Source organism: Haemophilus sputorum CCUG 13788 (genome assembly GCF_000238795.1).
In the GTDB taxonomy this organism is placed as follows: domain Bacteria; phylum Pseudomonadota; class Gammaproteobacteria; order Enterobacterales; family Pasteurellaceae; genus Haemophilus_A; species Haemophilus_A sputorum.
The window spans coordinates 158,536-169,153 of sequence record NZ_AFNK01000079.1; the positions used below are offsets into that span (position 1 = coordinate 158,536).

Annotated in this window: 8 protein-coding genes and 1 pseudogene; 4 read left to right on the plus strand and 5 right to left on the minus strand. The window is 41.0% G+C overall.

Going from position 1 to position 10,618, the window contains the following annotated elements; all coding sequences use genetic code 11:
- Window positions 1-140 precede the first annotated feature (140 nt).
- A complete protein-coding gene (rdgC, locus tag HSP_RS0110315) occupies window positions 141-1,046 on the plus strand; it encodes a recombination-associated protein RdgC (RefSeq protein ID WP_010130061.1) in 906 nt (301 codons plus the stop codon).
- A gap of 55 nt (window positions 1,047-1,101) precedes the next feature.
- Here rdgC and HSP_RS11100 read toward each other — a convergent pair.
- The 5 genes and pseudogenes from HSP_RS11100 to nrdG all read right to left on the minus strand — a co-directional run.
- Window positions 1,102-1,350, minus strand: a pseudogene (locus HSP_RS11100) (transposase); the annotation flags it as partial.
- Window positions 1,351-1,500: 150 nt separating this feature from the next.
- A complete protein-coding gene (locus HSP_RS0110330; RefSeq protein ID WP_010130063.1) occupies window positions 1,501-3,753 on the minus strand; it encodes a TonB-dependent receptor domain-containing protein in 2,253 nt (750 codons plus the stop codon).
- A 412-nt stretch (window positions 3,754-4,165) separates the two neighbouring features.
- A complete protein-coding gene (gene deoC, locus HSP_RS0110335) occupies window positions 4,166-4,828 on the minus strand; it encodes a deoxyribose-phosphate aldolase (RefSeq protein WP_010130065.1) in 663 nt (220 codons plus the stop codon).
- Window positions 4,829-4,937: 109 nt separating this feature from the next.
- Window positions 4,938-6,719 carry an anaerobic ribonucleoside-triphosphate reductase gene (gene nrdD / locus HSP_RS0110340; protein WP_010130066.1) on the minus strand — a complete coding sequence of 594 codons (1,782 nt, stop codon included), beginning with the start codon at window positions 6,717-6,719 and terminating at the stop codon, window positions 4,938-4,940.
- Between the two features lie 73 nt (window positions 6,720-6,792).
- Entirely contained in the window at window positions 6,793-7,260 is a 468-nt protein-coding gene (gene nrdG, locus HSP_RS0110345; RefSeq protein ID WP_010130067.1) for an anaerobic ribonucleoside-triphosphate reductase activating protein, read from the minus strand.
- 350 nt (window positions 7,261-7,610) lie between these two features.
- Between nrdG and rsxA the strand changes: the two genes are divergently transcribed.
- The 3 genes from rsxA to rsxC form a co-directional block, all read left to right on the plus strand.
- Window positions 7,611-8,192, plus strand: coding sequence for an electron transport complex subunit RsxA (gene rsxA / locus HSP_RS0110350; protein WP_007525505.1), 582 nt, complete (start codon window positions 7,611-7,613; stop codon window positions 8,190-8,192).
- Complete coding sequence (gene rsxB, locus HSP_RS0110355; RefSeq protein WP_007525283.1) at window positions 8,192-8,803, plus strand: electron transport complex subunit RsxB; 612 nt, start codon at window positions 8,192-8,194, stop codon at window positions 8,801-8,803. Before rsxA ends, rsxB begins: the two co-directional genes overlap by 1 nt.
- A partial coding sequence (rsxC, locus tag HSP_RS0110360) for an electron transport complex subunit RsxC (protein WP_010130068.1) occupies window positions 8,796-10,618 on the plus strand: 1,823 nt, incomplete at its 3' end. The genes rsxB and rsxC, both read left to right, overlap by 8 nt.

Below are 10,618 nucleotides of genomic sequence, written 5' to 3' on the forward strand. Positions count from 1 at the left end.
AATGCGAATGCTTGTTATAGATTCCGTTTTGCAAAAAATCGGCAAATTCTGACCGCTTGTGTTTTCTCTTGTATTTGCGTTAGGGCGAAGGGGCAAAATCTGCTAGAATTTCTCCATTTTAATCAAACCGAGAAAGAGCTATGTGGTTTAAAAATGTCATGATTTATCGCCTCACCAGCGAATTAACTTTAGAAAGTGAAAGTTTAGAAGCACAGTTGCAAGCCTGCCGATTTCATCCATGCTCGCAGCACGATATGAGTCAATTCGGTTGGAGCGAACCGTTAAGTGGTGCACCGTTATTGCATTTTGCGCAAGGTAACCAATTTTTATTGGTTGCACATAAAGAAGAAAAGTTACTTCCTGCGAATGTGGTGAAAAAAGAGGTCGAATTACGCATTCAAGAGTTAGAAACCAAAGAAGCACGTATGTTGAAGAAAACCGAAAAACAAGCGGTGAAAGATCAGGTTGTTTCGGTGTTATTGCCACGTGCTTTTAGTAAACATCAATTTACGGCGATTTGGATTGATTTAGATACCCAATTAGTTTATGTCGATGCTGCCTCAAGTAAGCGAGCGGAAGATGCGTTAGCGTTATTGCGTAAAACGCTAGGCTCATTACCGGTGGTGCCAATTTCATTTACGGTTCCACCAATCGAAGTGATGACCCGCTGGATTGCTCAAGATGATGCGCCAAATTGGTTAACTTTATTAGAAGAGGCAGAACTCAAAGCCTTTGACACCGACAGCATTATTCGTTGTAAACGCCAAGATTTAAGCGCAGAAGAGATTAGCCAACACTTACAAGCGGGCAAATTTGTGACAAAATTAGCGATTGAGTGGGAAAATCATTTTTCTTGTATCTTAAATGAAGATGCTACGCTTTCCCGCTTGAAATTTGCCGATGTGGTGCGCGAGAAAAATGATGATATCTTAAAAGAAGATGTCGCTCAGCGCTTTGATGCAGATTTCTTGTTAATGACGGCAGAACTACAGCAATTTAGTGAAAAATTGATTGAAGCATTTGGTGGCATGCAAGCTCGTATTTAGAGAGATAAAGAAAATGCCTGCAAAGCAAATGATCTGACCCCAAAAAGTTAGACTGTTATTTAAAGGACTGCTTTCGATATTGTATCGGACTCAGTCCTTTTAATTTTAATTGGATTCGTTCTTCATGATAGTACCGCACATAATCATTGATAACCTTTTCCAGCTCATCAATGCTAGTAAACGATTTTCCGTGAAAACACTCCGTTTTCATTCGCCCAAAAAAGCTTTCCATTGCCGCATTATCCAAACAATTTCCTTTTCGCGACATACTTTGAGAAATCCTATTTTTCACTAATAGGCGTTGCAAGATTTTCGTGATATTCGAAATAGAAATTCACGACTTGTTGTTTGAAAAGTTGATTATATTTAGTCATAAAAAATCTGCACCTTAATCAGTTAGAAGTTTAGTCTAACTTTTTGGGTGCAGATCAAGAACCTGTGGGGTTTGGTTTAATTAGAACTCATAACGTAAGCCAACGTTAAAGTTGCGACCTGATGCACTATAGCGATCCGCATTTTGTGAGGTGATCGCCATTGGAATACTTGCCGCTGGGCGACCTTGGTCTTGGGTCGCTTTACTTAACAAGGCAAGATAAGAAATATCGTTCCAGTTCCAATATTTTTTATCAAACAAGTTATTCACATTTGCCGTTAATGTGAGGTTCGCCGTTGGTTTCCAATACGCCCCTAAATCAAAGAGTGAGTAGCCACCTGTTGGGTTGTAAAGGTAAGATGAAGATTGTTCGATATCTTTATCTGATTTACCACGGTTATATGTCCATTGAATGTGAGCCCCAAATTGTTCACCTTCATAACCAAAACCAAGTTTGGTTTTCATTGGCTGAATGCTGTTAATTGGGGTTTTCACGCCGTTATTTTCCGCTTTACCGCGAGAGTATGAGAAGCCTGCAAGGGTGTAGAAATCGTCATAGAATTTCCATTTTGCATCAGCCGTTACGCCATACACTTTAGCTTTATCTAAGTTGTCGTATTGAATAAAGCTGGTGTAGCCATTAGTTGGTTTTGACATCCAATCAATGAAGTTGTGGTAACGGTTGTAATAACCTGTTACAAGATATTCCAAGCGATCCGATTTTCCTTTAAAACCAAGCTCGAAGTTGTCTGCCGTTTCTGCTTTTAGGTTTGGATTACCCACCACCGCAACGGTTGCACTTTGCACACCCGCTGGGGTTCTAAATGAAACGCTCTCTAAGAAATAAGAGGTTAATTGTTGAGCAGATGGTGTTCTCACCCCACGAGAATATTGTGCATATGGAATAAACCCATCAGATTGGCGGTATTCAATGCTTAATTTCGGAGCAAATTCCGTATCAGATTGTTTTTTTGGGTGCAGAGCTTCTGTCATATTGCTTTGGTAAGCGGTCGGTTTTACGCGGTAATATGCAAAGCCCACTTGAGGCGTTACCACCAATTTGCCAAAGGCGATCTCATCTTCGAAGTAACCTGTTACTTTATCTTGCTTAATACCTGCACTTGGATTGCCGTTAAAATACGCACTACCAAGCATTGAATATGGCATATTCGCATAAGCTGGGCGTTCATAATGCAAGTGGTTGCTAGATTTTGTGTGTGCGTAAGTGAAGCCATAACGCAAGATGTGTGGAATTTCACCATCAATATAGCTCATCAAATTGGTGTTGATGCCGTAAGTTTCGTCACGGAAAAGCGTATCTTCTTGGCGATAATTGCGTGAGCCTAAACGGTAGCGATAGTTTTCAGATTTCGCATCTTGGTAGTAAATTTGCGTTTTCGCATTTTGCACGAAACCTTGATCGCTGTTGTAATCGTGGCTAATCGAGAAACGATCACGTTTTACGCGGTCAATTGCATAGCCTTTAGATTGCATGCCAGTGCCGCTATCAATGTTGGTGTCGGTGAGACTTAATAAATCGGTATGCGTTTTTTTGCGTTGGTGTTCATACACAAAGCCGATGCGATTTTGATCGTTAAGCTGGTAGTAATGTTTGGTTAACACATAGTTTTGTTGCGTATCGGCTGGGTTTGGCTCGGTGCGAGTAACCCCCGTGCCTGCGTTAGAGCCTTTATTTTCAGTTTGAGCACCGTCTCGAATGGTGGTCATCACCATACCTTGATAAGCTCCTGTTTTCACCGCTCCGCCTAATGTGCCGTAGATGAAGTTATCAACGCTGTTGTAACCTGTGCCAAAAAAGCCGCCCACGGCGTTGCCTTTGTGAAGATCAGAAGGTTCAAGGGTGGCAAAATTCACGCTACCCGATAGGCTATTTTGCGAACCTGCATATTGCACATCAGCACTGCGTAAGCCCGATGTTTCCACGTAATCGGTGCGACCAAATTCTGAACCGTAAGAGATAAAATGTTTCGCTTCTTGAGCTTCTGGCAGCGGAATACCATCAACGGTGGTGGTTACGCGGTTGGCTTGTAAACCACGAATATTCACGCCTTCACCGCCTGAACGTGAGCCGTTAAGTTGGCTGACGTTAACGTCCATTTTGCCCTCAAATAAGGCTTTCACATCTTTGGCTTGTTTAAGGAAAATCGCTTGGCGATCAACTTGCGTGTTCACTAATGCATCACTGGTTGCAATCGTAGAAACGACAACTTCGTCTAATTTCACCGATTTTTCGGAGGCTTGTTCTTGAGCAAAAGCAGGATAAGCACAGCAAAGTGCAACAAGAGAAGCAAGTTTGGTTGGTTTAGTTTGCATAGAGGTGTCCTTAATATTTAGTCAAATAAAATTATCACACTAGCAATTGCGAATAGTTCGCATTATATCTACTAATTGTTGAGATGTCCTACTAAAAAACGCTATTTTGTTTTTTTGGGTTAAATTTTGACTATAACAAGCGGTAAATTTTACTCCATGTTTTGTAACCTATTAGTGCCTGAATATTTGTATTGTGCGATCCAGCAGCTAACGGTTGTTTTAGGTAAATTGAAATGTTTTAATGTGAAAGCAAGATTTTCGTGATGTTCGAAATAGAAATTCACGACTTGTTGTTTGAAAAGTTGATTGTATTTAGTCATAAAAAAATCTGCACCTTAATCAGTTAGAAGTTTAGTCTAATTTTGGGGTGCAGATCAAAAATGCAGGCGTTTTTTCTTTGTTGATGAATGTTTTATTTCTCTGCAGTTAAGCCTTCAAGAATCGCAATACCTGCACTCGCACCGATACGGCTTGCACCTGCTTCAATCATATTCAGCGCAGTTTGTGTATCTCGAATACCACCAGAGGCTTTTACGCCGATTTCGCCAACAGTTCGTTTCATTAAGGCAACATGCTCAACTGTTGCGCCTGCTTTATTAAATCCGGTTGAGGTTTTTACAAAGGCAACGCCAATTGTTTTACAGATTTCGCAAAGTTTAATAATTTCTGCTTCAGAAAGTAGGCAAGTTTCTAAAATGACTTTCAATGGTACTGCTTGGCAAATATCAAATACAGCTTGAATATCTTCTTGCACTTTTTCCCATTGTTGTGATTTTACCCAACCAATATTGACTACCATATCAATTTCTTCTGCGCCAGCTTCAATCGCTTGTGCTGTTTCAAAGGCTTTTACTACAGTCGCATTTGCACCTAAAGGAAAGCCAACTACAGTACAAATTTTAACGGAAGAATCGGCTAAGGCTTGTTTAGCCAATGGAATATGGCAAGGGTTAATGCAAACAGAATAGAAATGATGCTGGCGAGCCTCTTCGCATAAAGCCAAAATATCGGCTTCGGTTTTTTCGGCGCTTAATGCAGTATGATCGATATATTGAGCGAGTTGTTGCGCGTTCATAAAATTTCCTTTTAAAGATGAATTGAGTTTGTCCAATATACGACAAGCGGTCCTTTTTGCAATAAACTTTGCAAAAAAGACCGCTTGTTTATTCAGATTTCAAGCATTTTTATGCTGCTTTTCTGTGGTAGAAACGCAAACTATGTTCTTTTTGGCGCGCGCTACTGAAAGCAGAAACGCGTTTTAAATAGCCAATAACGCGTGTGCCGTAATCAATATTGTTTGAACCACATTTTGCACATTGATGGCGGGTGCGTTTATCAATGTGTTGGCATTCATTACAAATAGTAATTTTGACATTCACACAGAAGTAGTTACAGCCAGTTTTGGCGGCAATATCTAATAATGAACGGTAGCCTGACTGTGGTAATGCTTCGTCTAAATTCAAGTGTAAAGCGGAGCCGCCATCAAGCCACTCAATCAGTTCTTTTCCATGCAGTAGGAATTTATCGAGTGCGTTAATTTCTTCATCTTCTACGACATAGAAGTAAGAGTTATAGCATTCTCTTGGCACAAAATAGCCATCCGTTTTATCCCATTTTGCATTTTTTACGCCTAAGTTTTCTGCAGGCACAAATTCGGTATTAAATTTCACCCCATATTTTTTAGACGCAGCTTGGTTTGCTTGGAAAATAATTTTTAAACGTTCTTGAACAAAGGCCATATATTCAGGGTTGTAACCCACAGTAAGACCTTGCGATTCAGCAGCTTCTACCATGCCGTTAATGCCGATGGTTAAGAATTGTTTATCTAGCGAAATGAAACCTGCATCATAGACCGGTAGCATGCCAGCGGCGAGATATTCTTCCATCAATGTACGATAAGCATATTGATATTGATGAATTTTGCTCACTTCTGTGGCTAAATCTCGCCCATCTTGCACTAAACGGTTCATGTTGATGGTAATGACATTGATTGAACCAGTTGCCACACCGCCTGCGCCTAATGAATAAGAGAAGGTGTGATCAGCAATTTCATTGCGTAGGCGACAGCAAGAAGCTAATGAATCCGGATTATCTGATTGGTAAATAAAGAATGCATTACCTTCAGCAAGTTCTTGTGCGACTTCATCTGCAAAGGAGCTATCTTTGCATTTGCTTTGCTCGGTGAGCATGGCGGCTGTTACTACAGGGAAAGTGAGAATCGCTTTGGTGCGTTCTCGATTAAACCAACGCATGAAAAAGCGTTGTAGTTTAGCCGTACTTTCCCAGTTAGGGCGTTCAAAATCAGGGAAAACAAAATTCCCAAACATGGCATCAAAGTAGTATTGATCGTAGATAGAAATATTCCAGAAAACGCTTTGATAGCCACGCGCAGCCGCTGGTTGGTTAATGCTGTAAACCACTTGTTGCAGGTGGTTTTCTATCTCTTTGCGATGTGTTTCTAAATAATTGTCACCAAAATCTTTACGGGCGAAATAGTCAAAATAGGTAAGAAATTCAACCGTTGCAACGGCACCTGCAAATTGTGAGCTAACGGCAAACACAAAGTTAATGAAAGATCCGCAAAACGAAGCTAAATGCTTTGGTGCTTGTGATTCGCCCCCAAGTTTGCTTAATCCTTCGCGTAAGAACGGGTACATCGTCACCGAAACGCAATAAGGTTTAAGACTGGTTTCATCATGCACATAAATCTCATGCGCTTCAATTTGGCGAAGGTATTCGTCAGCTAAATCTTGCCCGAAAAGTTCACGAATCTTACCACTGACTTTGGCGCGGTTGATTTGCACAAAGAAATCTTTCATCAACTCTTGTTCCATGGTGGCAATATTTTTTTGCGTGACATTGGCATTCGCATCTAGCTTTGAGCCATCAGCTGCGTTTTTCGCTTGAATGTATTCATCAATAAAAGAGAGCTTTTGGTTAAGTTGCTCTGGGTGAAGTCTAATCATTATGTCTCCTGATTTGATAATCAATCCGCTAAGCGGTGGTTTTTTTAGTAAACTTTGTAAAATGCTGCGACATTTAATCAGCACGTATAAATAAATGATTAAGGTTTTCTTGCGTGCGCAAATCTATAAAGCGCTGATTGGTGTTTGGGCTGTTAAGCCCGCCGAGTTCAGCTATCCAACGTCCTGTTTTAAGGTAAGTTAGTTCAGAAATAATGCGCAGATCTAATTCATGCATTTCTAATCCGGTATAAAGGCAAGTTTTTAAGCCGGCTTCTCGCACCTGTTTTAACCGAGCAAGTAACTGCTCAAGATGCCATTCTCCACCCATAAACAGTACGCAACTGATGAGATGGCGATATTTTTTGAGCTGTTCGGCAAGGTAAATTTCTGACAAAATCTGACCGCTTCCCAGCTTCCAACTTTCTGCACTATGGCAACCTTTGCAACCGAGTGGACAACCGCTGATTAAAAATGCGAGTGAGGTCTCATTTGGCACTTCTTGCCATACAACTTGTTGAGTATAAAAACGTAACTGCTTCATAATAAAACACAATATGTTGTGTTTTTGTTAATACATAAATACAAGATATAGTGATTCTAGGCGAAGAGATAAAAAAAGAAAATCGATAAATTTTTGGCTTAAGGGTTGCAATTTTTTTATATTTTTAAAATCAAGTAGATACGGAATTGTAAAGATTTTTGGTTAAAAAATAGGCTAAAATGAAGAGCGGAAATAACCGTTTGAATTTATTGTCGTTTTCGGATTTCTGTCGGTTAGGTGTTGTTCAGATGGCTAAAAAAAGCGATAATAGGCGCCATTTTTCTTACTCTTTTTACAAGCCAAGATAGGGGTTTAACCTAAATAAACCAGCTTGTGTTGATGTGAATTCTATGGTCGATTATCTTCTACTCATTATTAGCACCGCCTTAATCAATAACTTTGTGTTAGTGAAGTTTTTAGGGCTTTGTCCGTTTATGGGCGTTTCCAAAAAAGTTGAAACTGCGATTGGAATGGGGTTGGCAACGACTTTTGTTTTAACTGTCGCTTCTCTTTCTGCATACTTGGTTGAGACCTTTGTGTTAATCCCATTAGATGCGCAATTTTTGCGTACGCTGGTCTTTATTTTGGTGATTGCGGTCATTGTGCAATTAACTGAAATGATCGTGCATAAAACCAGCCCAACGCTATATCGTTTATTAGGGATTTATTTGCCATTGATTACCACAAACTGTGCGGTATTAGGTGTGGCGCTATTGAACGTGAATCTTGCCAATAATTTAATTGAGTCGGTACTGTATGGATTTGGTGCAGCATTAGGTTTTTCATTAGTACTCGTACTATTTGCAACGTTGCGTGAGCGTTTGGCTGCCGCAGATGTACCTAAACCTTTTCAAGGGGCTTCCATTGCCTTAGTTACTGCAGGCTTAATGTCACTTGCCTTTATGGGCTTTACTGGATTGGTGAAAATCTAATGCTCGATCTTTCCATTATTATGTATATTTTGCTGGCAATAGCGCTGATCGCACTGGTTTTCGGGGCGATTTTAGGCTTTTCTTCAGTAAAGTTAAAAGTTGAAGCTGATCCAATTGTTGAGCAAATTGATGCACTCTTGCCACAAAGTCAATGTGGCCAATGTGGTTATCCCGGCTGCAAACCTTATGCTGAAGCGATTGCAAATGGAGATGTCATCACCAAATGTATTCCTGGTGGCCAACCGACAGTTGTCAAAATTGCAGATCTATTAGGGGTGGAAGTCCCTCAAATGGACGGCGCGGCAGTGCCAGAAGTAAAAGTGGCTTACATTGATGAGGCAATGTGTATTGGTTGTACTAAATGTATTCAAGCTTGCCCAGTGGATGCCATTGTAGGCACAAATAAAATGATGCATACCATTGTGGCCGATCTCTGTACGGGGTGTGAGTTATGTGTGGCACCTTGCCCAACGAATTGTATTGAAATGCGACCAATTAAATTAACTACGCAAACATGGAATTGGCAGTTCGATAAAAATTTGATTATTCCGGTGGTCAACACGACTGAATTACAGAAAAAATTGGTTGTAGGCGAGGTAAAAGATGAGTAATCCAAATTTAGTCGTTGAACGCCTGCGCCAAAATAAGTTATGGACTTATCCGGGCGGTATTCATCCATTAGAAAATAAAAAACAATCGAATCAAAAACCGATTCGCCGTTTACATTTACCAAAATATTTCTATGTGCCTGTCGTGCAACACTCTGGTTGGGCGGGCGATTTATGCGTGAAAACCGGCGATTATGTTTTTAAAGGGCAACCATTAACAAAAGGCGATAACTATCGTCAGTTGCCTGTACATGCGCCAACGTCCGGCACGATTTTAGCTATCGAACCTTATACCAGTTCACACCCTTCTGGCTTACCAGAGATAACGGTAATTATTGAAACGGACGGACGAGATGAGTGGATTGATCGTCAACCTATCGAAGATTTCTTAAGTCTTAGTCCAGAACAAATTGTTGAAAAAGTTTATCAACATGGTGTTGCAGGTTTAGGTGGCGCGGTGTTCCCAACGGGTGCTAAGCTCAGTTTTGCTGATAAACGTTGTAAAGCCTTAATTATCAATGGCGCTGAGTGTGAGCCTTATATTACTTGTGATGATCGTTTAATGCAGGATTATACCGATGAATTACTGGAAGGAATCCGTATTCTGCGTTATGTCTTACGCCCTGAAGAAGTAGTCATTGCTATTGAAGATAATAAACCCAATGCTATTCGTGCGATTGAAAAAGGTTTAAAAGGGGCTAACGATATTCACCTACGCGTGATTCCGACTAAATATCCTTCAGGAGCCTCTGATCAATTAGTCCAAGTGCTCACTGGATTAGAAATTCCGCAAGGGCAGCGAACGATTGAAATGGGCATTGTCATGCACAATGTTGGTACAGCATTTGCGGTCAAACGTGCGGTCATTGATGATGAACCGCTGATCGAACGGGTAGTCACACTCACTGGAGATAAAATTCGCAACAAAGGCAATGTTTGGGCGCGATTAGGCACCCCGATTTTGCATTTGTTAGAACAAGTGGATTATCGTGCAGATAGTCGTTTCCCTGTGTTCTTAGGCGGCCCAATGACAGGCTTTATTCTGCATTCGTTACAGTCACCAGTGACGAAACTAACAAACTGCATTATTGCGCCAGATCATTTTGAGTATGCACCACCAGAGCCTGAGCGCAACTGTATTCGTTGTTCTAGCTGTTCAGATGCTTGCCCAGTTGGTTTATTACCACAGCAACTTTATTGGTTTGCACGAGCAGAAGATCATGATAAATCTAAGGAATACCATTTAAGCGCGTGTATTGAATGTGGTGTTTGTGCTTATGTCTGCCCAAGTTATATTCCATTGATTCAATATTTCCGCCAAGAAAAAGCAAAAATTGCGGAAATTGAAGAGAAAGAGCGTAAAGCTGAAGAAGCTAAAATTCGCTTTGAAGCAAGGGAAGCTCGATTACAAAAAGAAAAAGAAGCCCGTACTGCACGAATTAACCAAGCTGCGGAAAAACGTCGTGAAGAAGTGGCTCAAGCTGCAGGAGAAGATCCTGTTGCAGCCGCACTTGCTCGCATTAAAGCGAAGAAAGCTGAACCTGCTGCGGAAGTACAAGCAAAAGCAAATGGTGAACCAGATAATAGCGAATTGATGGCGCAACGCCGAGCAAGACGACTCGCGAAACAAGCTGAGCAAGCTGCTTCAGTTGATAATAAACCATCCACCGTAGAGGAATCTTCCGCTAAACCAGAAGCGCGTAAATCTGCAGTTGAAGCCGCACTTGCCCGTGCGCGAGCAAAAAAAGCAGCGCAATCAGGCAGTGAACAAGCGGTTGAAAAATCGGAAGAAATTGCAAAACCAGCCGAAAGCGTTGA

What these genes read in the sequence shown, in the direction of transcription:
- rdgC (WP_010130061.1), top strand. Translation starts at nt 141, where the DNA reads ATGTGGTTTAAAAATGTCATGATTTATCGCCTCACCAGCGAATTAACT.
- nrdD (WP_010130066.1), bottom strand. Translation starts at nt 6,719, where the DNA reads ATGATTAGACTTCACCCAGAGCAACTTAACCAAAAGCTCTCTTTTATT.
- deoC (WP_010130065.1), bottom strand. Translation starts at nt 4,828, where the DNA reads ATGAACGCGCAACAACTCGCTCAATATATCGATCATACTGCATTAAGC.
- rsxB (WP_007525283.1), top strand. Translation starts at nt 8,192, where the DNA reads ATGCTCGATCTTTCCATTATTATGTATATTTTGCTGGCAATAGCGCTG.
- rsxA (WP_007525505.1), top strand. Translation starts at nt 7,611, where the DNA reads ATGGTCGATTATCTTCTACTCATTATTAGCACCGCCTTAATCAATAAC.
- nrdG (WP_010130067.1), bottom strand. Translation starts at nt 7,260, where the DNA reads ATGAAGCAGTTACGTTTTTATACTCAACAAGTTGTATGGCAAGAAGTG.
- HSP_RS0110330 (WP_010130063.1), bottom strand. Translation starts at nt 3,753, where the DNA reads ATGCAAACTAAACCAACCAAACTTGCTTCTCTTGTTGCACTTTGCTGT.